The sequence below is a fragment of the Pseudomonas guariconensis genome, assembly GCF_015680235.1.
Lineage (GTDB): Bacteria > Pseudomonadota > Gammaproteobacteria > Pseudomonadales > Pseudomonadaceae > Aquipseudomonas > Aquipseudomonas guariconensis_A.
Genome location: NZ_JADLJL010000011.1, coordinates 46,570 through 70,427, shown reverse-complemented (window position 1 = coordinate 70,427; position 23,858 = coordinate 46,570). Strand labels below are relative to the sequence as shown.

26 protein-coding genes are annotated in these 23,858 nt (G+C 61.8%); 11 read left to right on the top strand and 15 right to left on the bottom strand.

What is annotated here, in order from left to right; all coding sequences use genetic code 11:
• The first annotated feature begins 193 nt into the window (after positions 1 to 193).
• The 4 genes from IRZ56_RS10475 to tsaA all read left to right on the top strand — a co-directional run bounded on the left by IRZ56_RS10475 (position 194) and on the right by tsaA (position 2,698).
• Entirely contained in the window at positions 194 to 652 is a 459-nt protein-coding gene (locus tag IRZ56_RS10475) for a GNAT family N-acetyltransferase (RefSeq protein ID WP_196144882.1), read from the top strand.
• 122 nt (positions 653 to 774) lie between these two features.
• Entirely contained in the window at positions 775 to 1,485 is a 711-nt protein-coding gene (locus IRZ56_RS10470) for an rRNA pseudouridine synthase (RefSeq protein ID WP_196144881.1), read from the top strand.
• 49 nt (positions 1,486 to 1,534) lie between these two features.
• Entirely contained in the window at positions 1,535 to 1,996 is a 462-nt protein-coding gene (locus IRZ56_RS10465) for a DUF1456 family protein (protein ID WP_196144880.1), read from the top strand.
• Positions 1,997 to 2,002: 6 nt separating this feature from the next.
• Positions 2,003 to 2,698, top strand: coding sequence for a tRNA (N6-threonylcarbamoyladenosine(37)-N6)-methyltransferase TrmO (gene tsaA / locus IRZ56_RS10460; RefSeq protein ID WP_196144879.1), 696 nt, complete (start codon positions 2,003 to 2,005; stop codon positions 2,696 to 2,698).
• A gap of 260 nt (positions 2,699 to 2,958) precedes the next feature.
• Here the strand turns inward: tsaA and fpr are convergent, their stop codons facing one another.
• Positions 2,959 to 3,738 (bottom strand): ferredoxin--NADP reductase, encoded by a 780-nt coding sequence (gene fpr / locus IRZ56_RS10455; RefSeq protein WP_196144878.1) that lies wholly within the window; start codon positions 3,736 to 3,738, stop codon positions 2,959 to 2,961.
• 120 nt (positions 3,739 to 3,858) lie between these two features.
• On the opposite strand from fpr, the gene IRZ56_RS10450 reads away from it, so the two are divergent.
• Positions 3,859 to 4,785, top strand: a complete 927-nt coding sequence (locus IRZ56_RS10450; RefSeq protein WP_196144877.1) for a LysR family transcriptional regulator — start codon at positions 3,859 to 3,861, stop codon at positions 4,783 to 4,785.
• Here the strand turns inward: IRZ56_RS10450 and IRZ56_RS10445 are convergent, their stop codons facing one another.
• From IRZ56_RS10445 to IRZ56_RS10435, 3 genes are all read right to left on the bottom strand, one after another.
• Positions 4,786 to 5,148: a diacylglycerol kinase gene (locus IRZ56_RS10445; protein ID WP_084854460.1), complete on the bottom strand. Its 363-nt coding sequence runs from the start codon at positions 5,146 to 5,148 to the stop codon at positions 4,786 to 4,788.
• Positions 5,149 to 5,221: 73 nt separating this feature from the next.
• On the bottom strand, positions 5,222 to 5,872 hold the full coding sequence (gene erdR / locus IRZ56_RS10440) for a response regulator transcription factor ErdR (RefSeq protein ID WP_084854459.1): 651 nt from the start codon (positions 5,870 to 5,872) through the stop codon (positions 5,222 to 5,224).
• Positions 5,873 to 6,128: 256 nt separating this feature from the next.
• Positions 6,129 to 6,839, bottom strand: coding sequence for a tRNA-uridine aminocarboxypropyltransferase (locus IRZ56_RS10435; RefSeq protein WP_196144876.1), 711 nt, complete (start codon positions 6,837 to 6,839; stop codon positions 6,129 to 6,131).
• A 219-nt stretch (positions 6,840 to 7,058) separates the two neighbouring features.
• On the opposite strand from IRZ56_RS10435, the gene IRZ56_RS10430 reads away from it, so the two are divergent.
• Positions 7,059 to 7,481, top strand: coding sequence for a quorum-sensing-regulated virulence factor family protein (locus tag IRZ56_RS10430; protein WP_196144875.1), 423 nt, complete (start codon positions 7,059 to 7,061; stop codon positions 7,479 to 7,481).
• Here the strand turns inward: IRZ56_RS10430 and IRZ56_RS10425 are convergent, their stop codons facing one another.
• Positions 7,482 to 7,688, bottom strand: coding sequence for a hypothetical protein (locus IRZ56_RS10425; protein WP_196144874.1), 207 nt, complete (start codon positions 7,686 to 7,688; stop codon positions 7,482 to 7,484). It lies immediately after the preceding gene.
• A gap of 402 nt (positions 7,689 to 8,090) precedes the next feature.
• Between IRZ56_RS10425 and IRZ56_RS10420 the strand changes: the two genes are divergently transcribed.
• A complete protein-coding gene (locus IRZ56_RS10420; protein ID WP_196144873.1) occupies positions 8,091 to 9,209 on the top strand; it encodes an LOG family protein in 1,119 nt (372 codons plus the stop codon).
• A 193-nt stretch (positions 9,210 to 9,402) separates the two neighbouring features.
• On the opposite strand, the gene recX is transcribed toward IRZ56_RS10420, so the two are convergent.
• From recX to IRZ56_RS10385, 7 genes are all read right to left on the bottom strand, one after another.
• Complete coding sequence (gene recX / locus IRZ56_RS10415; RefSeq protein ID WP_196144872.1) at positions 9,403 to 9,870, bottom strand: recombination regulator RecX; 468 nt, start codon at positions 9,868 to 9,870, stop codon at positions 9,403 to 9,405.
• A gap of 8 nt (positions 9,871 to 9,878) precedes the next feature.
• Positions 9,879 to 10,946 (bottom strand): recombinase RecA, encoded by a 1,068-nt coding sequence (recA, locus tag IRZ56_RS10410; RefSeq protein WP_023381942.1) that lies wholly within the window; start codon positions 10,944 to 10,946, stop codon positions 9,879 to 9,881.
• A 106-nt stretch (positions 10,947 to 11,052) separates the two neighbouring features.
• On the bottom strand, positions 11,053 to 11,535 hold the full coding sequence (locus tag IRZ56_RS10405; RefSeq protein ID WP_196144871.1) for a CinA family protein: 483 nt from the start codon (positions 11,533 to 11,535) through the stop codon (positions 11,053 to 11,055).
• A 118-nt stretch (positions 11,536 to 11,653) separates the two neighbouring features.
• Positions 11,654 to 12,202, bottom strand: coding sequence for a hypothetical protein (locus tag IRZ56_RS10400; protein WP_196144870.1), 549 nt, complete (start codon positions 12,200 to 12,202; stop codon positions 11,654 to 11,656).
• 41 nt (positions 12,203 to 12,243) lie between these two features.
• Entirely contained in the window at positions 12,244 to 13,038 is a 795-nt protein-coding gene (locus IRZ56_RS10395) for a hypothetical protein (RefSeq protein WP_196144869.1), read from the bottom strand.
• A 188-nt stretch (positions 13,039 to 13,226) separates the two neighbouring features.
• On the bottom strand, positions 13,227 to 13,559 hold the full coding sequence (locus IRZ56_RS10390; RefSeq protein ID WP_196144868.1) for a phage holin family protein: 333 nt from the start codon (positions 13,557 to 13,559) through the stop codon (positions 13,227 to 13,229).
• Between the two features lie 236 nt (positions 13,560 to 13,795).
• Positions 13,796 to 14,542, bottom strand: coding sequence for an XRE family transcriptional regulator (locus tag IRZ56_RS10385; protein WP_196144867.1), 747 nt, complete (start codon positions 14,540 to 14,542; stop codon positions 13,796 to 13,798).
• A gap of 149 nt (positions 14,543 to 14,691) precedes the next feature.
• On the opposite strand from IRZ56_RS10385, the gene IRZ56_RS10380 reads away from it, so the two are divergent.
• Positions 14,692 to 15,588: a LysR substrate-binding domain-containing protein gene (locus IRZ56_RS10380; protein ID WP_196144866.1), complete on the top strand. Its 897-nt coding sequence runs from the start codon at positions 14,692 to 14,694 to the stop codon at positions 15,586 to 15,588.
• A 1-nt stretch (position 15,589) separates the two neighbouring features.
• On the opposite strand, the gene IRZ56_RS10375 is transcribed toward IRZ56_RS10380, so the two are convergent.
• The gene (locus tag IRZ56_RS10375) at positions 15,590 to 16,975 is read right to left on the bottom strand and encodes an amino acid permease (RefSeq protein WP_196144865.1); all 1,386 of its coding nucleotides are present in this window, start codon (positions 16,973 to 16,975) and stop codon (positions 15,590 to 15,592) included.
• A 235-nt stretch (positions 16,976 to 17,210) separates the two neighbouring features.
• Between IRZ56_RS10375 and IRZ56_RS10370 the strand changes: the two genes are divergently transcribed.
• The 3 genes from IRZ56_RS10370 (at position 17,211) to fdxA (ending at position 21,192) form a co-directional block, all read left to right on the top strand.
• Positions 17,211 to 18,011, top strand: a complete 801-nt coding sequence (locus IRZ56_RS10370) for a phytanoyl-CoA dioxygenase family protein (RefSeq protein WP_196144864.1) — start codon at positions 17,211 to 17,213, stop codon at positions 18,009 to 18,011.
• A 145-nt stretch (positions 18,012 to 18,156) separates the two neighbouring features.
• Positions 18,157 to 20,727: a DNA mismatch repair protein MutS gene (mutS, locus tag IRZ56_RS10365; RefSeq protein WP_196144863.1), complete on the top strand. Its 2,571-nt coding sequence runs from the start codon at positions 18,157 to 18,159 to the stop codon at positions 20,725 to 20,727.
• Positions 20,728 to 20,868: 141 nt separating this feature from the next.
• Entirely contained in the window at positions 20,869 to 21,192 is a 324-nt protein-coding gene (fdxA, locus tag IRZ56_RS10360; RefSeq protein ID WP_054891051.1) for a ferredoxin FdxA, read from the top strand.
• A 651-nt stretch (positions 21,193 to 21,843) separates the two neighbouring features.
• Here fdxA and rpoS read toward each other — a convergent pair.
• Both rpoS and IRZ56_RS10350 read right to left on the bottom strand, forming a co-directional pair.
• Entirely contained in the window at positions 21,844 to 22,851 is a 1,008-nt protein-coding gene (rpoS, locus tag IRZ56_RS10355; RefSeq protein ID WP_196144862.1) for an RNA polymerase sigma factor RpoS, read from the bottom strand.
• 108 nt (positions 22,852 to 22,959) lie between these two features.
• Entirely contained in the window at positions 22,960 to 23,814 is an 855-nt protein-coding gene (locus tag IRZ56_RS10350) for a peptidoglycan DD-metalloendopeptidase family protein (RefSeq protein WP_196144861.1), read from the bottom strand.
• Between the last annotated feature and the right edge of the window lie 44 nt (positions 23,815 to 23,858).

The following is a 23,858-nucleotide window of genomic DNA, read 5'->3' as shown; positions in this document are numbered from 1 at the left end:
GATCCAGGGCCGCTACGCGCCCATCACGGAGCAAGGAAAGGTTTGCATGATCCTGTAGGAGCGGCCTTGTACCGCGATGGGCTGCGCAGCAGCCCCAAGTGCAGCCAGTAACGCTTAACTGACTGCATCTGGGCCACTGGCAGGGTATTTTTTTACATCTATGTTTTCCTCTATGCCCCAGGAGGAAAGCCCAATGTCATCGGCCCTGACGCTACAGACCCCGCACGTGAGCGACTACCCGGAACTGGTCCGGATCTGGGAGGCGTCGGTACGCGCCACCCATGACTTCCTGCCGGACGCCTACATCGTGCTGCTGCGCGAATACGTGCTGCGCCAGTACCTCGACGCCGTCATGCTGGTCTGCTGCAAGGACGCCGCCAAGCGCATCCTAGGCTTCGCCGGCGTGGCCAACGGGCGGCTGGACATGTTGTTCGTGGCGCCCGAGTTCATCGGCCTGGGCGTTGGCAAACGCCTGCTGCGCTATGCGGTCGACGAGCTGAACGCCGAGCGCCTGGACGTCAATGAACAGAACCCCAAGGCCCTGGGCTTCTACCTGCACGAAGGCTTCGAAATCTGTGGCCGCTCGGAAACCGATGGCCTGGGGCAGCCCTACCCGCTGCTGCACATGAGGCTGGTTCGTACGAAATCCTGAGATTTGAGCGAAGGATGCCGTACTCCTCCCCTGAAATGGCGTGAATGGCATAGATTCCCAGCCCCAATGTCGCCTGGGCAGGTACAATGTCGGCTTCCCCTGCCCTTATGCGAATCGCCTTCATGTCTGAACCCGTGCGCCTGTCCAAACGCCTCATCGAGCAACTCGGCTGCTCCCGCCGGGAGGCCGAGCTGTATATCGAGGGCGGCTGGGTCACGGTGGATGGCGTGGTGGTCGAACAGCCCCAGTACAAGGTCGCAGCCGAGCAGGTCGCCCTGCTGCCCGGTGCCCGTGCCGAGCAGTTGCCGCCGGTCACCCTGCTGCTCAACCAACTGGCCGGCCAGGACGCCGAGGCGGGCCGGGTCAGCATGACCATGGCCACCCTCAGCGAAGCTCACCCGCCTGCGGTGCGCCCGTTGCACGGGCATTTCGCCCGCCTGTCCTGCATCGCCCCCCTGAAACCCGGCGCCAGCGGGCTGCAGCTCTATACCCAAGACTGGCGGGTGACGCGCAAGGTCGAGGCCGACCTGCATCGCCTGGAGCAGGAATACATCGTCCAGGTCGAAGGCCACGCGCCAGCCGAAGCCTTGCAACGCCTGGCCCGAGGTATCACCCGCAGCGGTCAGGAGCTGCCCAGGGCCAAGGCCAGCTGGCAGAACGAAAGCCACCTGCGCCTGGTCTTGAAAAAGCCGCTTCCCGGGCAAATCAATGCCCTGTGCGCGAGCCTCGGCCTGAAGGTGCTGGGCATGCGCCGCATCCGCCTAGGCGGCGTGTCCATGGGCAAGCTGCCCACCGGCCAATGGCGTTACCTGGCTGTCAACGAACGTTTCTAGCATTACCGCCACGCCATGGTCTGCGTGGCGCTTGAACAGGATCTGTCACATGAACCACAACGATGTCCTGCGTAGCCTGCGCTACATGCTCAAGGTGAACGACGCCAAGATGGCGGAGATCATCGGGCTGTCCGGCCTCGAGGTACACCCGCTGGTATTGGCCACCTACCTGAAGAAAGAGGACGAAGCCGGCTTCGTGCGCTGCCCCGAACGGGTCATGGCACATTTTCTCGATGGCCTGGTGATCTACCGCCGCGGCCGTGACGACAGCCGTGCACCGCAACCGATCGAAGTGCCGGTGAGCAACAACACCATCCTCAAGAAACTGCGCGTAGCCTTCGAGCTCAAGGAAGAAGACCTGCACGTGATTCTCAAGTCGGTGAACTTCCCGGTGTCCAAGCCGGAACTGAGCGCCCTGTTCCGCAAGGTCGGGCATGACAATTACCGCCCTTGCGGCGACCAGCTGCTGCGCAACTTCCTCAAGGGCCTGACCCTGCGTGTGCGTGGCTGAGTGATCATGCAACATACGGTTTCACCGGTCGGCATCGTCCGTTCCTGCTTCAAGGAAAAGTTCGCCATCCCGCGCCAGCCACGGCTGGCACCGGCGGCCCGTGGCATCCTGGAGCTGCTGCCGCCCTTCGACCAGGGCGATGCGGTGGCCGGCCTCGAGCAGGTCAGCCATGTGTGGCTGCTGTTCCTGTTCCACCAGGCCCTGGAAGACAAGCCCCGGCTGAAGGTCCGCCCACCTCGCCTGGGCGGCAACAAGAGCATGGGCGTGTTCGCCACCCGCGCCACCCACAGGCCCAACGGTATCGGCCAGTCGGTGGTACGCCTGGAAGGCGTAGAGCCGGGGCGCCTGCTGCTGTCGGGCATCGACCTGCTCGACGGTACGCCGGTGCTGGATATCAAGCCCTATGTGCCATATGCCGACAGTATCGAGGACGCCACCAACCAGATGGCCAGCGACGCGCCCGAGGCCATCGCCGTGGCCTGGAGTGAACATGCCCTGCCCCAGGCCCATGCGCATGCCCTGCGTTTGCGGGAACCGCTGGTGGAGCTGATCGAGCAGTGCTTGGCACAGGACCCACGGCCGGCCTACCAAGTGCCGCCGGCCGGGCGGGTGTATGGGGTGAAGTTCTGGGATGTACAGGTGCGCTGGCACTACCCGCAGCCTGATGAGATCCGCGTGTTGGAGGTAGTACAAGACCTTTGACTGGTGGCGCTGCCGATGGCTTGTCCTGCGATTGGGCCGGCAATATACCCCATAAAACAAAAACGCAGGCCTGGCCTTAATGCCTGTCAGTTAAGGACGCGGAGCGCTACACGCCCATCGCCGGCAAGCCGGCCCCCACAACCTTGAGGACAGCACTATCCCTGTGGGAGCCGGCTTGCCGGCGATGGGCTGCGTAGCAGCCCCAAGGCTTAACGGACTGGCATCAGGCCAGGCCTGCGTTTTTTATTGCAGTGTGCTGCTTACTTCTCGACGAAGGCACGCTCGATCAGGTAATCGCCTGGCTCGCGCATGCGCGGGGAGATCTTCAGGCCGAAGCTGTCCAGAACCTCGGCGGTCTCGTCGAGCATGCTCGGGCTGCCGCAGATCATGGCGCGGTCGTCCTGTGGGTTGATTGGCGGCAGGCCGATGTCGCTGAACAGCTTGCCGCTGCGCATCAGGTCGGTCAGGCGGCCTTGGTTCTCGAACGGCTCACGGGTCACGGTCGGGTAGTAGATCAGCTTTTCACGTACCGCATCGCCGAAGAACTCGTTCTGCGGCAGGTGCTCGGTGATGAACTCGCGGTAGGCCACTTCGTTGACGTAGCGTACCCCGTGAACCAGGATCACCTTCTCGAAGCGCTCGTAGGTTTCTGGGTCCTGGATCACGCTCATGAATGGCGCCAGGCCAGTGCCGGTGCTGAGCAGGTACAGGTGCTTGCCTGGGTTCAGGTCGTCCAGGACCAGCGTGCCGGTAGGCTTCTTGCTGATGATGATCTCATCGCCTTCCTTCAGGTGCTGCAGTTGGGAGGTCAGCGGGCCATCCGGCACCTTGATGCTGAAGAACTCCAGGTGCTCTTCCCAGTTCGGCGAGGCGATCGAGTAGGCGCGCATGAGCGGACGGCCGTTGTCCTGCTGCAGGCCGATCATCACGAACTGACCGTTCTCGAAGCGCAGGCCCGGGTCACGGGTGCACTTGAAGCTGAACAGGGTGTCGTTCCAGTGGTGCACACTGAGGACACGTTCGTGGTTCATGTTGCTCATCTATGGGGCTCCTGAAGAAAGACGCAGCGCGGACGAAGCGCACTATTGCGCGATATTTTAGGGGCAGCGACAATATCTGTTAAATGGATTATCAAGATATGTCTTATCGGTTATATAGATATGCGATTCACACTTCGTCAGCTACAAGTTTTTGTCGCCGTCGCTCAGCACCAGAGTGTGTCGCGGGCGGCGAGCGTCCTGGCGTTGTCGCAGTCGGCAGCCAGTACCTCGATCACTGAACTGGAGCGTCAATCCAGCTGCCAGCTGTTCGACCGCGCCGGCAAACGGTTGAGCCTCAATGCCCTGGGCCACCAATTGTTGCCTCAGGCCGTGGCCCTGCTCGACCAGGCCAAGGAAATCGAAGACCTGCTCAATGGCAAGACCGGCTTCGGCTCGTTGGCGGTCGGTGCCACCCTGACCATCGGCAACTACCTGGCCACCCTGCTCATCGGCAGCTTCATGCAGGGCCACCCGGAAAGCCAGGTCAAGCTCCATGTGCAGAACACCGTCCATATCGTGCAGCAGGTGGCCCACTATGAAATTGACCTGGGTCTAATCGAAGGCGACTGCAGCCACCCGGACATCGAGGTGCAGCCGTGGGTGGAGGATGAACTGGTGGTGTTCTGTGCGCCCCAGCACCCCTTGGCCAAGGTCGGCCGAGCGGATGTGGAGACGCTGTCCCACGAAGCCTGGATCCTGCGCGAACAGGGCTCCGGCACCCGCCTGACCTTCGACCAGGCCATGCGCCACCATCGCGCCAACCTGAACATCCGCCTGGAGCTGGAACACACCGAGGCGATCAAGCGGGCCGTGGAGTCGGGCCTGGGTATCGGCTGCATCTCGCGCCTGGCCCTGCGTGACGCGTTCCGCCGTGGCAGCCTGGTGCCGGTGGAAACCCCGCAACTGGACCTTTCCCGACAGTTCTACTTCATCTGGCACAAGCAGAAGTACCAAACCTCTGCCATGCGCGAATTCCTCGAACTGTGCCGCAGCTTCACCGCCGGTGTCAGCCGCAGCGATGAGATCGTCCTGCCGCCGATCGCCTGATCAGAGCAGGATCACGCCCCACACCAGCGCCACCATGGTCATGGCGACCAGCTGGGCAGCGCTGCCCATGTCCTTGGCGTTCTTCGACAAGGGGTGGCGCTCCAGGGAGATACGGTCGATAGCTGCCTCGACCGCCGAATTGAGCAGCTCGACGATCAAGCCCAGCAGGCACACGGCGATGAGGATCGCCCGCTCCACGCGGGTGACCGGCAGCCAGAACGCCAGGGGAATCAGCACCAGGTTGGCGATCACCAACTGACGGAACGCGGCCTCGCCTTTGAAGGCGGCACGCAGGCCGTCCAGCGAGTAGCCGGCGGCGTTGAAGATACGTTTGAGGCCGGTCTGGCCCTTGAATGGCGACATGGGAGTCACTTCACCGGTAAAGGGCCGGCAGATTAGTCCAACCCGAGTCAAAAAAGCGTGAATGGACGGGGACTTAGCTGCTCGCAACCGATTCCAGTTGTTGCAGCAGCAAGGCCGCCTGGGTGCGGGTACGCACACCGAGCTTGCGGAAGATCGCCGTCACGTGGGCTTTGATGGTCGCCTCCGAGACATTCAGCTCATAGGCGATCTGCTTGTTCAGCAAGCCTTCGCAGACCATCGTCAATACCCGGAACTGCTGCGGTGTGAGGCTCGCCAGGCCTTCGCTGGCGGCTTTGGCTTCGGCCGAGACATCGACCTTCTCGAACGCCTGAGGCGGCCACCAGACCTCGCCGTCGAGCACCTTCTGCACCGCATCCTGGATGACGTCCAGGTTGCTGGACTTGGGAATGAAGCCACTGGCGCCAAACTCGCGGGACTTGACCACCACGGCCGCTTCTTCCTGGGCCGACACCATCACCACCGGGATCTGCGGGTACTGCCCACGCAGCAGGACCAGGCCGGAGAAACCATAGGCACCGGGCATGTTCAGGTCCAGCAGGACCAGGTCCCAGTCGGCCTTTTCGGTCAGGCGGGTTTCCAGTTCGGCGATGCTCGCCACCTCGACAAGCCGCACATCGGGCCCCAGGCCGAGGGTAACGGCCTGGCGCAGGGCGCTGCGAAACAGCGGGTGGTCATCGGCAATCAGGATTTCGTATGTGGCCATCGATCTATGGATCCTGTTCTGTGCCAGGCGCTAGGGGTGGGAGAAGCACCTGGCAGACAACTCAAGGCGCGAACGGCAGGGCCGCCGGCCGGTAAGGCACGGCGAAGTCCGGGGTAACAGCATCTTCGTCGTGCCCGAATCGGCGCCAAGAATGCCGAGCACGGCCCGGGGGGTCAAGCCAATCGCCCGGTCGCACCCGCCCTCCTGGCTGCCAGCCCGGACATTATGAACCAATCCGGCGCACCTGCCCCTTGGACTATAGGAAGGTATGCAAGCGCTGGTGGGCATCATCTTGCAAGTCCAGCGGCAGATGCCGCTTGGCACTGAGGTAATGCAGGCTGAAGACGTCCAGGTAGGCGTCCAGGGCGCGGGAAGCCTGCAGGTCGCCGGCCAACTCCAGGCACATGGCGGCAACCTCGGCCGTGCAAAAATGATCGTCACGCTTGGAACGCCGCAGGCGATAGCGCGACATCTGTTCGGCCTGCAGGCTCAGCACCGGGAAGCGGTCAAGGTACGGACTCTTGCGGAACATCTTGCGTGCTTCGGTCCAAGTCGCGTCAAGCAGGATGAACAGCGGCCGCTTGCCAGGCTCGCGCACCACTTCGCTGACCACCCGCTGCGGCGCCACGAACTCGCCCGGGAAGACGATATAGGGCTGCCACTGGGGATCGTCGAGCAACGCCAAAAGGCGCGGGTCGACTTCGGTACGCTGCCAGCCGAAGGCTGCGGTGTCTTCGACCAGGTCGGCAATCAGCCAGCCGGTGTTGGTCGGCTTCAGCGGCTCGGTATCGTGCATCACCAGGCACACCCCGGCGTCGGCCTGCACCTTGGGCTTCAGGGCACACAGGCAATGGCTGGCGATCACCCGGCAATCCGGGCAGCGCACCGCGCGCGAGCCACGGGCGATGAAAGGTTTGTTGCTGCGGGCCAGACGCTCGGCGCGCAGGCGCGCTACCGCGTGGCTCATGGCTGCAAGCCTCTGGAAGGATAAGGAACGGACACTGCGACAACTCGGCGGGAAACGAGCCGCCAGTCTACCAGAGGCTGCGTCATTTGCCGTGCAGGCGGCCGGACGCCTCCTTTATAATCGCGCTTTTGCGACCTGGGATCCCCATCGATACGGGGGCCACGGAACGCCGCTCGCCGGCGCAGGTCAAAGTGCCAGTCATCGAACCAGGAGAGATTCATGCTGCGTTTTACCATCCCGGCCTTGAGCCTGTTGCTTGCCCTGCCCCTGGCGGCCCAGGCAGCCTCCAAGCAGGAATACGAGCTCAACCAGATGCTGGAGAAGGTCGCCAAGGAAAGCAGCGTCGGCACCCCCCGCGCCATCAACGAAGACATCCTCGACCAGGGCTATACCGTCGAGAAAGGCAAGGCACTGGTCAACCACCTGAGCGTACGCGAGAGCCATGCCGAGCGGATGCGCGCCAATCCGGAGCAAGTGCGCAGCCAGCTGGGCGACAGCGTTTGCCGTAACAACGGCTACCGCCAGCTGATGTCCAAAGGCGCGGTGCTGGTATACCGGTTCACCGTGTACAAGACCAACCAGCCGATCATGGACCAGGCGTTCAATAACGCCAGTTGCGTAGCAGGCAACAAGAAGAAGTAATCAGGCCACCCGGTCGTTGTCGTTGGCGCGCCGCTGCTCTTCGTCGGCGCGCAGCTCTGCCAGCAGGGCTTGGAGGTAGCGCGACCGTCGCTCGCCGTCGCCCAACCTGCGCAAGCACTCCGCTTCAAGGCTCAGGTGATTGGCCTGGGCTGCCTGCTCCAGCAGCAGGTACAGCTGCCTGTCCACCTCGATCACCAACCGATGCATGCCGAACCTCCTGCATCGAGACGCTGCGCCTCCAGTTAACCAGAGCTTCGCAAGGCTTGGATCCGATCCGACGAGTGGAAATGCTGCTCGTTCTGGTTTGCCTGTTTGCGCGCCCTTCGCCCGGCCTGGGTCATCCGAAGCAGCACGATCGCGCACCAGGGTCTAGATTGATAGCAACCCCCGTGTATTTCCGGCAAACCGAGGAGAATGCCGAGGGCACGGTATTTGCGGTCCAAAACAGAACGACAACGTGATGGATTTACCACTGCACCACGGCCTTGAAGGCCTACTGCAACGCCCGGCGTGCATACTCGGGCTACAGCAGCCAGCGACACACGCAGTGTCGCGGCCGGGATACGCCATCGGCCCGGTCAGAGGTTCTGCTGCAGAAGGAGACGTTGAATGCCTTACCAACCGAACGAACTCTTGTTCAATCACTTCAGGGACAACGGTATCGACCTGAGCAAGATTGAAGAACAGCTGCAACTGGTTGCTCCCGACAGCCCCAACCTGCCGCTTTACCGCGACATGATGTTGACCATCCTGCGCATGGCCCACGACGACACCAACCGCTGGAACGCCAAGATCACCCTGCAGGCCCTGCGTGAACTCGATCATTCCTTCCGCATCCTGGAACGCTACAAAGGGCGGCGTAAGGTCACCGTGTTCGGCTCGGCACGCACGCCGCTGGAACATCCCATGTATGCGTTGGCTCGGGAGCTGGGGGCAACCCTGGCTCGCTCGGACCTGATGGTCATCACCGGTGCCGGCGGCGGCATCATGGCAGCCGCCCATGAAGGCGCCGGCACTGAACACAGCCTGGGTTTCAATATCACGCTACCCTTCGAGCAGCACGCCAACGCCACGGTGGATGGCACGGAAAAACTGCTGCCGTTCCACTTTTTCTTCATCCGCAAGTTGTTCTTCGTCAAGGAAGCCGACGCGCTGGTCTTGTGCCCAGGCGGCTTCGGTACGCTCGATGAAGCGCTGGAAGTACTCACCTTGATCCAGACCGGCAAGAGCCCGCTGGTGCCGGTGGTGCTGCTGGACTCGCCCGGCGGTAGCTTCTGGCGCGACGCCCTGGCATTCATCAGCCGGCAACTGGAAGAAAACCGCTACATCCTGCCCAGCGACCTGAAACTGCTACGCCTGGTGCACAGCGCCGACGAAGCCGTCGAGGAGATCAACCAGTTCTACAGTAACTATCACTCAAGCCGCTGGCTGAAAAACCAGTTCGTCATCCGCATGCACCACCCGTTGAGCGACGCGGCGCTCTATGACATCCAGGAGGGGTTCGCCGACCTGCGCCTGAGCGGCAAATACCATCAACAGCCCGACAGCGGGCTTGAGCACGAGGTTGGCAATTTTAGCCACCTCACCCGGTTGACCTTCGCCTTCAACGGTCGCGACCAAGGCCGCCTGCGCGAACTGGTGGATTTCATCAACCTGCCGGAAAACTGGGCCAAACCACAGCCAATGCATACGACCCAACGGGCGCGGGAGGCCTTGAAAGTCGATTGAAGGAGCAATTGCATTGCGGGGTATGTCCCGACCCGATCACCAAGCCGCTCCACTGTTTGCCCGCAGGCCTTAGGAGCGGGCTTGCCCCGCGATCAAGGGCGAAGCCCTATCCAAATAGCCGCGAACATGGACAGCTCAACACAAACCGCTACAGCGCATTCACCACAGGGCACGGCATCCTGTATGGGAATGCTTAGTCGTCCAGATCCCGACCATTGAGCAGGCGGCCGATCAGATCCATGGGGAAACCACGATAAGCCAGGAATCGGGTTTGCTGGGCACGACTACGGGGATCATGGGGGCGTTGCCCGGCGAACTTGCGTTGCCAGACGTCCTGCAACCGGGCCGCCCAGTCTACCCCGCTGTCACGCAGGGCCTGGTCGATATCACCACGGTTCAGACCGCGCTGGCCAAGCTCTTCGCGAATACGCGCGGGGCCATAGCCGGCATTGGAACGGTAGGAAATGAAACTCTCGAGATAACGGGCTTCACTGAGCAGCCCTTCTTCGGCAAGCCGGTCGAGCGCAGGCTCGATCAACTCATCCGGTGCGCCGCGCTGACGCAACTTGCGCGTCAGCTCGACACGACCGTGCTCGCGGCGTGCGAGCAGGTCCATGGCTGTCCGCCGGACGGCGACGGGGGTGTCGAGTACGACGGACATAGGGCCAATCAATAACCGGCGTCGGCGTCAGCCATGTCGTCGGCATCGGCTTCGGCAGCAGCGGCCTTGCCTGCGGCAGCGACGGCACCGGCGTTGAGCAGCTTCTCGCGGATCTGCTTCTCGATCTCGGCGCCCACGGCTGGGTTTTCTTGCAGGAACTTGGCGGCGTTCGCCTTGCCCTGGCCGATCTTGTTGCCCTGGTAGCTGTACCAGGCACCGGACTTCTCCACCAGACCTTGGGAAACACCCAGGTCGATGATTTCGCCGTTGCGGTAGATACCCTTGCCGTAGAGGATTTGGAACTCAGCCTGGCGGAACGGTGGCGAGACCTTGTTCTTGACGATCTTGACGCGGGTTTCGCTGCCCACGACTTCGTCGCCTTCCTTGACCGCGCCGGTACGACGGATGTCCAGGCGCACGGAGGCGTAGAACTTCAGGGCGTTACCGCCGGTGGTGGTTTCCGGGCTGCCGAACATCACGCCGATCTTCATACGGATCTGGTTGATGAAGATGACCAGGCAGTTGGCGTTCTTGATGTTACCGGTGATTTTACGCAGCGCCTGGGACATCAGACGAGCCTGCAGGCCAACGTGCATGTCGCCCATCTCGCCTTCGATCTCGGCCTTGGGCACCAGGGCGGCCACGGAGTCGACGATGATCACGTCGACGGCGTTGGAGCGCACCAGCATGTCGGTGATTTCCAGCGCCTGCTCACCGGTGTCCGGCTGGGAAACCAGCAGGTCGTCGACATTGACGCCCAGCTTACCGGCATATTCCGGGTCGAGGGCGTGCTCGGCGTCGACGAAGGCGCAGGTGGCGCCGTTCTTCTGGGCTTCGGCGATGACCGACAGGGTCAGCGTGGTCTTACCCGAGGATTCCGGACCGTAGATCTCGACGATACGGCCTTTTGGCAGGCCGCCGATGCCCAGGGCGATGTCCAGGCCCAGGGAACCGGTGGAGATGGCTGGAATGGCCTGGCGCTCGTGATCGCCCATGCGCATGACTGCGCCCTTGCCGAACTGGCGTTCGATTTGACCCAGGGCCGCAGCCAAGGCGCGCTTCTTGTTGTCGTCCATTGAAATCCTCACGTGATCGACTGGCGGCCCTGGGGCCGGGAATACCTGTATAAGTAGCCAGTATTATTCCACAGGGATACGATTCCGCAAACCCCCGCCAGGCGATTTACTCCGCACCAAGCTGTAACAAGCCGTCTAACGCGGCGATCACCGTCTGTCGGCGCACCGCTTCGCGGTCGCCGTCGAAGTGCCGGCGCTCGCTGGTCACATGGACACCATCGGCCCAGGCCAGCCATACGGTACCCACCGGCTTGGCCGGTGAACCACCGTCTGGCCCGGCCACGCCACTGACCGCCACGGCAAAACGTGCGCCACTGGCGGCCTGGGCTCCACGGACCATGGCCTCGACCACTTCCTGGCTGACGGCGCCGACTTCGGCGAACAGCGCTTCGGGTACACCCAGCTGGCGGGTCTTCTGCAGATTGGAATACGTCACGTAGCCGGCCTCGAACCAGGCCGAGCTCCCGGGAATGCGGGTAATGGCCTCGGCGATACCCCCTCCGGTGCAGGACTCGGCAGTGGTCACCTGGGCATTGAAACGCCGCAAGTGCTCACCCAGGCGGGTGGAGAGAACGGTGATCGGGTCCATGGTGCGCTCCTTGAAGACTGCTCGTCACCCTAGCACAGACGCCGCGAACGAGGAGCGGCCCCCATCAATGCGGCGCCCTGCAGGTTCCTACACACAAATAGGAACGAATCCAGTTAAATCAAGATCGTCCCAAAAGCACCCGGCGATGTTTCCATGCAATCAAGAGTGCAACAAAAATAAACCCCATGGCGGCAAGGGTACAAAGCACCACAGCCTGCCAAATCGATTCGTTATTCCAAGCCACGACCTGTTGATTGAAGTTGTCGTCGAATAGCACCTTCCCTTCTGGGCTCACTAACGCTCGAAGCACAGTCTCTTGCTCACCCACTTCAATTGTCATACGCAGCCTTGAACCTATTCGCAGTTTTTCTCGCTCATAAACGCCGGCATCCAAAAAAGCCGATTGGACCTGCCTCCCCTTCCGATCAATATAGGAGACACCAAATCTGAGCACCGAACGATTATATTCCCACGGAGAAGCATAGCCATTAATCCATGCCTCTACAGTGACCAAATTTTTCGCATCCGGCGGCGTATAGGTTCTAAGGCCGCTATGGTAAAGTGCCGCTATCGCTAAAAGGGTTACCCCTACCAGCAAGACATTCAAGACCTGCACCTTAGGGGGTTGTGTTTTAAGCAGTGCGGCAAATTGAGCAATCGACGACATTTAATACCTGAGCACGTTCGTGGCTATGACCCGACGGACATTCAATGGTAGCGATCGATACCAAAAGCGCCCTGCGGGCTGACAATTTCGATAGGCCCAATATCGATTCGCCATCCCGGTGGCTCCGGGAGCGGAAAAATCATAGGCCCCGAATGTCCGTTCTCAATGTAGCCTCCAGTAGACCCTATAGTGCCGCTATAAAGATGCCGGCTTTTTCCTACAAGTGTAACAACACGTGTACTTGGATCCCACTGGTTAACTGCGATACGGTTCCCATAGAGAGAGTCGATCTGCGCTAGCGATACAAGCTTCAAGTCAGGGGCCACCCAATAAGTGGGGTACGCCGACTTCGGATTGGCACGAAAATGCCTTTCCCATAATGGTTTCAGCAGGGTAGCATACAACTTCGTCGCTACATCTGATAAAACAATGCCCGCTACGTTAGCACCTATGCCCATCGCAACGAACGGGAGAGATGCTTGAGCGGCGCCAGTCAGCAATATCACACTCCCTACGACACCCGCCACATTCCCGACCAAACTAAGAATATCGCCAGTTTCAAAAGATTTATCCGTACGATATTGAGCAGTTATTTTCAGAAACACCGTCGTCGCCGCAAGCGTATTCGTTTTGATATTGAGAAACGGAGTAAACCCAGCGGTCAACTTCACGATCGAGATTACACCCGCCACCGCCGCTCCTGTCTGGGCGCTTTGATTGACGAGGGCGAACCCCTTCTTATCACTATTGTACTGGTCAATCAGTGAAGTACCGGCCGCTGCCGCGCCCACGGGTTTATCGACATACCCCAAAATAATTTCAACCGTCCTGGCCATGCGCCTTACTCCTTGATCAACGTTTTGAACGCCACGCTCATGCGCAATCTGTTGCAACTCGTCGCTGGCGCTCTCGCGCCATGGGGAATTTCGCCATCGAACACCACGACTCGCCTTGGCTTAGGTTGGACGGCCCTGAGGATCGTTTCCTTGTCGTCACCGTAGAACATCAATTCGCCGCCCCAGCATTACCGATCCTGGGAAACATCCTTCAATCCCAGCCGCCTGGCTGCCCAGCGCTCGTAAAATCCGATCGCGATGTCGGCGCCCGACAGCGCGGTCATGCACCCCAAGGCACAAGCACTCCAGATCGAGATACCGCTGGCATACGACAACATGACTGTCGAAACACCACAGACCATGCACGCCCCGGATCGCAACGCCAGCCGTCGCATCAAGGACCAGCCTCGAGCACCGGCCTTGTCGGCCCGCCACATCTCGCCACAGAGCCCGCCCACCAACGCCAGAACGATCACCAGCCAGAACGGCACCTCCAGCAACATCTGTTGCTCGTTCATCACTGCCCCGCCTCCTATATGAATTCCAAAGGCCTCCATCACCGCCACTCCGTAACTCATTCAGCGGCTTCGGAGACAAAATATGCATCAATGCATAGACGGTCAATGCATTTCATCATGCTTTTGTGCATAAGGAATCTGCTGTTATGCATGCAAGCCATGCACGACACGGCTTGTAGGGATTTTCCACAGGCGAAAAAAAACCCGCCGAAGCGGGTTTTTTCCTCACAGATGCCCCATCAGCGAGCGTACATGCCCCACCAGAACACATGGCCGAGCAGGCTGATCTGTTCTTCCTGCATCTGCTGGAAGCTGTAGTCCTCGTCAGGGTGCTCGTCGCGGTTGAAGCTGCGCAGGCGGATGCCGGTGGGCAGGCGATAGACCTGCTTCACCCGCAGTTGGCCGTTGTGGTTGATGGCATAGAGGTCGCCATCGATGATGTCGCCGATGGAGCACTTGCCGGTGTTGACGCCCACCGTGGCACCGTCGCGCAGCACCGGCAACATGCTGTTGCCACGTACCGTCACGCATTTGGCCTGGTCGAACTGCACGCCATTGTGGCGCAGGCTGCGCTTGCCGAAACGCAGGCGCGCGCGTTCGCTTTCTTCGATGACGAATCGTCCTGATCCTGCTGCCAACTCGACCTCTCGAAGAAAGGGAACGGAAACCTCGTCGTCCTCGACCGGGGTTTCGTCGTCCCACAGGCTGATGTCGCTCAGCTCCGCATGGCCACGGGCCGCTTGCACCGACTCGCGCAGTTCACGGGGCTCGCCCAGCTCGGCACGGCCTCGCAGTTGGTCGGTGCTCACGCCAAAATAATCGGCGATCTTCGACACGTGTTTGTCGGACGGGTCGACGATCTTCTCGCTGAGAATGCGCGACAAGGTGGATTGGGGAACGCCCGTGCGCCGGTGCAGCTCCGTCGGGGACAGGCCGTGGCGATCGAGCAGTGCTCTGAGTACGGAGGCTACGTTGCGTTTTTGCATACCGTGCATCATGGATGTGCTGCAACGCAAATGCAATCCATGCACGTCATCTTCTCCTGCCGTTCCCCACGAGCGGGCAATTCCTTGTAGGCTCATAGGCCCGGTGGCACGGGATGATTTGGCCTGCCAATAGAAGGACAAGAACAACAATGATCGGCTTTACCTTCCGCCAGCTCGAATACTTCGTGGCCACCGCCGAACAGGGCAGCGTCAGCGCCGCGGCACGGGCCAAGCACATCTCCCAGCCTTCGGTGTCGCTGGCGATCTCCCAGCTCGAGGCGATCCTGGGCGAGAAGCTGTTCCTGCGCCAGGCCAGCCGTGGCCTGGAATTGAGCCCGGCCGGGCGCCAGCTGCTCGAACAGGCGCGGGAGATACTGGCCATGGCGGCAGGCATCGGCACGGCAGGGGATGAACCGGAAGTGCTGCGCGGCAACCTGAGCCTGATCTGTTTCCAGGACCTGGGCCCCTGGTACGCGCCGCGCCTGCTCAGCGGCTTTCGCCAGCGTCACCCGGAAGTCGCCATCACCCTGTTCGAGACCGATCTGGCGGGCGTCAACCGACGCCTGAACGATGGCAAGGCGGAACTGGCACTGACCTATGACGTGGGCCTGGACCCGCAGATCGAGCGACGTGTGCTGGCGCAGGTAGCGCCCTATGCCCTGTTGCCGGTGGATCACCCTCTGGCGCGCCAGGAACAGGTCTCGCTGGCTGAGCTTGCCGAGGAGTGCCTGATCCTCGAAGACATTGCCCGCACCCGCGAATACTTCCTGTCGCTGTTCTGGGCCCACGACCTGCAGCCGCGCGCCCAGCAACTGACCCAGACCTTCGAGATGCAGCGCGGGCTGGTGGCCCATGGCTATGGCGTGGCGCTGTCATGTACCCGCCCCGCCGGCGACCAGAGCTACGATGGCCGGCCACTGGCTTGCCGGCCCCTGCGCGAAGCGGTCAGCCCGCAGTCGGTGGTGCTGGCGCAATCCAGCGCCATGCGCCCCTCGCCTGCGGCCCAGGCATTCCTGCGCTGGGCCAGCGAGCTGTTTTCCGTCTGAATCAGGCGCTGACCGGCGCCGGGCGCGGCTGGCGCGCCCCCCACAGCCAGTAGCCCACCGACAGCAGCGCCAACCAGCCAAGGCCCACGTACATCGCCGTGCGGCTGTCTGGGAACCAGCCCAGCACCCCGAAGACGAACAGCATGAACACGATGGCCAAGGCTGGCCCCACCGGCCACAGTGGCACTGGGAAGTCCAGCGCGGCGATTTCCTCGCGGCTCATGCCACGACGCATGGCCACCTGGGAAAGCAGGATCATCAGCCACACCCAGACGATCGAGAAGGTCACCACGGCGGCCAGGATCAGGAACAGGTTCTCCGGCGCCAGGTAGTTGAGCACCACGCCCAGCAGCAGGGCAACGCCCATCACCACCACGGTCATCCACGGCACGCCGAAACGCGACAGACGCGAGAACCCCGAAGGAGCCTGGCCGTTCTGGGCCATGCCGTACATCATGCGCCCGGCGCTGAAGATATCGCTGTTGATCGCCGAAACCGCCGCCGAGATCACCACGATATTGAGCAGGGTCGCCGCCGAGCCGATGCCCAGGCCACTGAAGATCTGCACGAACGGGCTACCCTGGCTGCCGATGTTGGTCCAAGGATAGAGGGCCATCAGCACGACCAAGGTCAGCACGTAGAACAGCAGGATGCGCAGCGGCACCGAATTGATCGCCTTGGGCAGCACACGCTTGGGGTCCTTGGCTTCGCCGGCGGTGATACCGATCATCTCGACGCCGCCGAAGGCGAACATCACCACCGTGAAGGAGGCGATCATCCCGCCGACGCCGTTGGGGAAGAACCCGCCGTGGCTCCACAGGTTGGACAGCCCGGTGACGGTCTCGGCGCCATTGCCCAGCTGGATGCCGAACAGCAGCACCGCGCCGCCTGCCAGGATCATCGCAATGATCGCAGTGACCTTGAGCAGCGACAGCCAGAACTCCATTTCACCGAACACCTTGACGCTGCACAGGTTCAGCGCGCCGATGAAGCAGACGATGCCCAGCACCCAGATCCAGCGCGGGGTATCGGGGAACCACAGGCCCATGTAGACGCCGAAGGCGGTGACGTCCGCCAGGCACACCACCAGCATGGAAAACGCATAGCTCCAACCGGTGAGAAACCCCAGGTAGCGCCCCAGGTACTGGCTGGTGTACTGCCCGAACGAGCCGGACACCGGGTTGCGCACGGCCATCTCGCCGAGGGCGCGCATCATCATGTAGATGGCCGCACCGCCGATCAGGTAGGCCAACAGCACCGATGGCCCGGCCAGCTTGATCGCCGACGCCGAGCCATAGAACAGCCCCGTGCCGATCGCCGAGCCCAGCGCCATGAAGCGGATATGCCGGGTACTCAGGCCCCGTCGCAGGTTGTTGTGGTCGTTCATCCCAGGGACTCCTCGTTGTTCTTGTTCTTGGCCGGCAGTCGCGCTGCCGTGGAAGGGTTCACGCAAGGCCCGGAAACCGCAGGGCGCAGGGCTATTAACCGGCCAATCGAAAGGCAAGACAACAAGGCGGGGCATACAGAATAGCTATAGTGACGAATAGGAATTCTGTGATTTACCCGGCCCTCGCCGGCATCCGATGCTGGTGCCACGACAACAACAATGAGAGGGCTGCCCCATGAATCCCCACATCGAAGACTATCAGCGCGACGGCGCAGTGATCCTGCGTGGCGTGTTCAAGGACTGGATCGAACGCCTGCGCGAAGGCTTCGAGCAGAACCTGGCCGAACCCAGCGCCTTCGCCATCGAGAACGTCGGCTCCGGCGAGGGCGGGCGGTTCTTCGAGGACTACTGCAATTGGCAGCGCATCCCCGCATTCACCGACTTCGTGCTCAACTCGCCTGCCGCCGGCCTGGCTGGCGAACTGATGGGCGCCCAGCAGGTGCAGGTGTTCCACGACCACATCCTGGTCAAGGAGCCCGGCACCGCCAAGCCCACTCCCTGGCACCAGGACTTGCCCTACTATTGCGTCGAGGGCCTGCAGACCGCCAGCTACTGGATCCCCCTGGACCCGGTCACCCGCCACAACACCCTGAGCGTGGTGCTTGGCTCGCACCGCTGGCCCAAGCCGGTTCGCCCCAAGCGCTGGGCCAGCAACCAGGACTTCTACGGCGCCACCGACGCCGACGGCCAGAACCTGTACATGGACATGCCGGACGTAGAGAACGGCGAATACCAGATCCTGTCGCCGGAACTGGAGCCAGGCGACGCCATCGTCTTCGACTTCCGCACCGTGCACGGCGCAGCCGGCAACACCGGCACCGGCAGGCGCCGCGCCTTCTCCACCCGCTTTCTAGGCGACGACGTGCGCTACGTGCAACGCCCCGGTCGCACATCGCCGCCCTTCCCCGGCATCAACCTGCGCGACGGCGAGCGCATGCGCGAAGACTGGTTCCCGGTGGTCTGGCAACGCAACTGAACGCCCCTGCCCCGCGCCCAGCTGCGCGGGGCAGGGCCGCTGCGGCGACCAACGAAGTGGCCTGGGCGCCTGTGCCCGGCAGGCAAGAACCTGTAGACTTGGGCGTTTCGCATTTTGTCTGAGACGCACAGCTTCAAGGCCTTGAATGTCTGACCTTTCCGCACACACACCAATGATGCAGCAGTACTGGAAGCTGAAGAACCAGCACCCAGACCAGCTGATGTTCTACCGCATGGGCGATTTCTACGAGATCTTCTACGAAGACGCGAAGAAAGCCGCCAAACTGCTGGATATCACCCTGACCGCCCGTGGCCAGTCCGCCGGCCAGTCGATCCCCATGTGCGGGATCCCCTTCCATTCGGTGGAAGGTTACCTGGCCAAGCTGGTCAAGCTGGGCGAGTCGGTGGTGATCTGCGAGCAGATCGGCGACCCGGCCACCAGCAAGGGGCCGGTGGAGCGCCAGGTGGTGCGGATCATCACCCCCGGCACGGTCAGCGACGAAGCCCTGCTCGACGAGCGCCGCGACAACTTGATCGCCGCGCTGCTGGGCGATGAGCGTCTGTTCGGCCTGGCGGTGCTGGATATCACCAGCGGCAATTTCACCGTCCAGGAAATCAAGGGCTGGGAAAACCTGCTGGCCGAGCTCGAGCGCATCAACCCGGTGGAACTGTTGATCCCCGACGACTGGCCCCAGGGCCTGCCGGCGGAGAAGCGCCCGGGGTGCCGCCGCCGCGCGCCGTGGGATTTCGACCGCGACTCGGCACGCAAGAGCCTGTGCCAGCAGTTCGCGACTCAGGACCTCAAGGGCTTTGGCTGCGACAAGCTGACCCTGGCCATCGGCGCCGCCGGCTGCCTGCTGACCTACGCCAAGGAAACCCAGCGCACCACCCTGCCGCACCTGCGCAGCCTGCGCCATGAGCGCATGGACGACACGGTGATCCTGGACGGCGCCAGCCGTCGCAACCTGGAACTGGACGTCAACCTAGCCGGTGGCCACGACAACACCCTGCAATCGGTCATCGACCGTTGCCAGACCGCCATGGCCAGCCGCCTGCTGACCCGCTGGCTGAACCGCCCGCTGCGCGACCTGAAAGTGCTCAAGGCACGCCAGGACTCGATCCGCTGCCTGCTCGATGGCTACCGCTTCGAAAAGCTGCAACCGCAGCTCAAGGAAATCGGCGATATCGAGCGCATCCTGGCCCGTATCGGCCTGCGCAACGCCCGCCCGCGTGACCTTGCCCGCCTGCGCGATGCCCTGGGCGCCCTGCCCGAGCTGCAGAACGCCATGGCCGAGCTCGAAGCTCCGCACCTGGCACGCCTGGCGGCGATCACCGGTACCTACCCGGAACTGGCCAGCCTGCTGGAGCGGGCGATCATCGACAACCCGCCGGCGGTGATCCGCGACGGCGGCGTACTCAAGGCCGGCTACGACAGCGAGCTGGACGAGCTGCTGGCCATGAGCGAGAACGCCGGCCAGTTCCTCATCGACCTGGAAGCCCGGGAAAAAGCCCGCACGGGCCTGGCCAACCTCAAAGTCGGCTACAACCGTGTACACGGCTACTACATCGAGCTACCCACCAAACAGGCCGAGCAGGCGCCGGGCGACTACATCCGCCGGCAGACCCTCAAGGGTGCCGAGCGCTTCATTACCCCCGAGCTCAAGGCCTTCGAGGACAAGGCGTTGTCGGCAAAGAGCCGCGCCCTGGCTCGCGAGAAGATGCTCTACGACGCCTTGCTCGAGACTCTGATCGGCCACCTGGCGCCGCTGCAGGACAGCGCAGCCGCCCTGGCCGAGCTGGATGTGCTGAGCAACCTGGCCGAGCGCGCCCTGAACCTGGACCTCAACTGCCCGACCTTCGTCGACGAGCCTTGCCTGCGCATCGACCAAGGCCGTCATCCGGTGGTCGAGCAGGTGCTGACCACGCCGTTCGTGGCCAACGACCTGGCGCTGGACAACAACACGCGGATGTTGATCATCACCGGCCCGAACATGGGCGGTAAGTCCACCTACATGCGCCAGACCGCACTGATCGTGCTGATGGCGCATATCGGCAGCTTCGTCCCTGCAGCGCGCTGCGAATTGTCGCTGGTCGATCGTATCTTCACCCGTATCGGCTCGAGCGACGACTTGGCCGGCGGGCGCTCGACCTTCATGGTCGAGATGAGCGAAACCGCCAACATCCTGCACAACGCCACCGACCGCAGCCTGGTGCTGATGGATGAAGTCGGTCGCGGTACCAGTACCTTCGACGGCCTGTCGCTGGCCTGGGCCGCCGCCGAGCGTCTGGCCCAGCTGCGCGCCTACACGCTGTTCGCCACGCACTACTTCGAGCTGACCGTGCTGCCGGAGAGCGAGCCGCTGGTAGCCAACGTGCATTTGAACGCCACTGAACACAACGAACGCATCGTCTTCCTGCACCATGTACTGCCCGGCCCTGCCAGCCAGAGCTACGGCCTGGCCGTGGCGCAACTGGCTGGCGTGCCGGCGCCGGTGATCCAACGTGCTCGCGAGCACCTGGGCCGCCTGGAAACCGCCAGCCTGCCCCATGAGCAACCGGTCAGGGTCGCCAAGGGCGAGCCGCAAGTGCCGCACCAGAGCGACCTGTTCGCCAGCCTGCCCCACCCAGCCATCGAGAAGCTGGGCAAGCTGGACCTGGACGACATGACGCCACGCCAAGCTATCGAAACGCTATATCAACTGAAAAACCTGTTATAACGGCGCCCACAACAAGCTGGTAGAATCCGCCGCGGTTTGCCGGTGCTGCAGGTTATTAGCCTGGCCTGCAGCCAACTGCCTGTAAACCGCGCGGCCCGTTAGAGGAAGGGCCGCCGCCGTCGCCTGAGGAGAGAACTAGAAATGACCTTCGTCGTCACCGACAACTGCATCAAATGCAAATACACCGACTGCGTGGAAGTCTGTCCGGTGGACTGCTTCTACGAAGGCCCGAACTTCCTGGTGATTCACCCGGACGAGTGCATCGACTGCGCCCTGTGTGAGCCGGAATGCCCAGCCCAAGCCATCTTCTCGGAAGACGAAGTGCCTGCGGGCATGGAGAACTTCCTCGAGCTGAACGCAGAACTGGCGGAGATCTGGCCGAACATCACCGAGCGCAAGGACCCGCTGCCTGACGCCGAAGAGTGGGATGGTAAGCCTGGCAAGATTGCGGATCTGGAACGCTAAGCGTCCGAACCTGAAGAAGGCCCGAAAGGGCCTTTTTTATTGCCTGCGAATCACGTGGCAGGCCTCACCCTTATAGGAGCGGCCTTGTGCCGCGATCGGCTGCGTAGCAGCCGTAAAATCAGCGACCTCGATACACCAGGTAAATCGTGCGCGCAGGCTTGAACGCCTGCTGCGCAGCCGATCGCGGCACAAGGCCGCTCCTACAAGGTGGCGTGGGGCATTCGACTTTTCTACAGGCAAAAAAAGGGGCGGTTTGACCCGCCCACATTTTTTCCGTAGTCCCTGCTTGTCCCAATCATCGTCCTGATGAATCGCGTCTTGCGATGTCCCTGACCTTCATCCTTGAAAGCCTGTGTCAGTCCGTCGACACAGTTCGAATACTAGCCATTCCAGTTTGGCGAGCAAGCGTCAAACCTCTCAAAACAATTCAGTGGACACACATTTTCACATCCAAAAAAGTCTTAACTATCATAAAGTTAGGATTATCGATGGGATGGAAACGACAATGATTTACTGATCCCTACAGGAAATTCCTACACAACAAGTAAGTAAACGCTTACAAGCAATGCCACAACGGTAGCGGAATAAACATGGGTGCTCACAAACAAAAACGCCCCGAGGTCGTCGGGGCGTTTGTCGAAGCAGCTGCGCTTACTGGAACAGGGACTCGCTGGAGAGCCCATTCTTCTCGAGGATCTCGCGCAGGCGCTTGAGCCCCTCGACCTGGATCTGCCGCACCCGCTCACGGGTCAGTCCGATTTCCAGGCCAACATCCTCCAAGGTGCTGCTCTCATGCCCGCGTAGCCCGAAGCGGCGTACCACCACTTCGCGCTGCTTGTCGGTCAGCTCGCCCAGCCACTGGTCGATGCTCTGGGAAAGGTCATCATCCTGCAGCAACTCGCAAGGGTCGGTAGGGCGATCGTCCGTCAGGGTGTCCAGCAGGGTCTTGTCGGAGTCTGGACCGAGCGAGACGTCCACCGAGGAAACCCGTTCGTTGAGCCCAAGCATGCGCTTGACCTCCGCGACCGGTTTTTCCAACAGGTTGGCGATTTCTTCCGGAGAAGGCTCGTGGTCGAGCTTTTGGGTCAGCTCCCGTGCGGCGCGCAGGTAGACGTTGAGTTCCTTCACCACGTGGATCGGCAGGCGAATGGTGCGGGTCTGGTTCATGATCGCCCGCTCGATGGTCTGGCGGATCCACCAAGTGGCGTAGGTCGAGAAGCGGAAACCACGCTCCGGGTCGAATTTCTCCACTGCGCGGATCAACCCCAAGTTGCCCTCCTCGATCAAGTCGAGCAGCGACAGGCCACGGTTGACGTAACGACGAGCGATCTTGACCACCAAGCGCAAGTTGCTCTCGATCATGCGCTTGCGACCGGCCGGGTCCCCTTTCTGCGACAGGCGCGCATAGTGCACTTCCTCTTCGGGAGAAAGCAGCGGGGAGAAACCGATCTCGTTGAGATACAGCTGGGTGGCATCGAGCGCCCGGCTGTAATCGATGTATTTGTGTTGCTTGAGCGATGAGCCTTGTTTAGCCCTGGTCCGAACCGAAGGTACAGCAGGTTCGTCTGACACCACATCCGTTTCCAAAACGATGCCCGTCTCCATCAGAAGGAGGTCATCGTCGATGTCAAACTCCGGCACTTCTTTGCTGAGAGCCATTGTTATAGTCCTTTGCTGAGTTCGAACTCAGGCTCGAGCGGCACCTGTTTCCCTGGCAGCGCTGGAGCCTGTCCCCTCTACGTCAGCGGGAACAGGCCGGGGCAAAGATCAACGACGTGGCAGGAACTGGAGCGGATCGACGGGTTTGCCCTGACGGCGAATCTCGAAATGCAGCTTCACCCGATCAGTGCCCGTTGACCCCATTTCAGCGATCGTCTGCCCTGCCTTGACCTGCTGTCCCTCCCGAACCAAAAGCCTGCGGTTATGACCGTAGGCACTGACGTAGGTATCGCTGTGCTTGATGATGATCAGCTCGCCGTAGCCCCTCAAGCCACTCCCGGCGTACACCACTGAACCACCAGACGCAGCAAAAACAGGCTGTCCCAAATTACCGGCGATATCAATGCCTTTATTCAAACTACCGTTTGAAGCGAATTTTCCAATCAGGACGCCATTGGCCGGCCAGGTCCATCCACCCACCGAGCGCTCTGCAGCAGGCACCTGGGTAACCACAGGTGCCGGCGTCGCGGGGGCCGACGTGGCAGGCCGATTGTTCGCAGGCGGCGTGGCCGGGGTGCCCACCGGGCGGCGAGTAACGGTGGTCCTGCTGGACGAGGAAGGGCTCGAGACCACTCGTGTCGTGCCAGTTGAACCACTGCTGAAGCGGATGGCCTGGCCGGGGCGAATGGTATAGGGCGCGGCGATGTTGTTGCGCGCGGCCAGCTCCTTGTAGTCCCAGCCGTAGCGGAAGGCGATGGAGTACAGGGTGTCGCCGGGCTTGACCACATATTGCCCGGACGTCACGGTGGGGCGCTTGGGCACCGTATTGTTGCGATCGACCACGCGCGCATTGTTGGAACTGGTGCTGGAGCAACCAGCCAGCGATGTGGCCATGGCCAGGGCAATCACCAGTAGCCTGAAAAACGACTGATCCTTGCGTTGCCGCATGATTGTGTGCCCCACCCGCGCTCCCCTCATGGTGCCGAAACGATATGACGATACGAAAT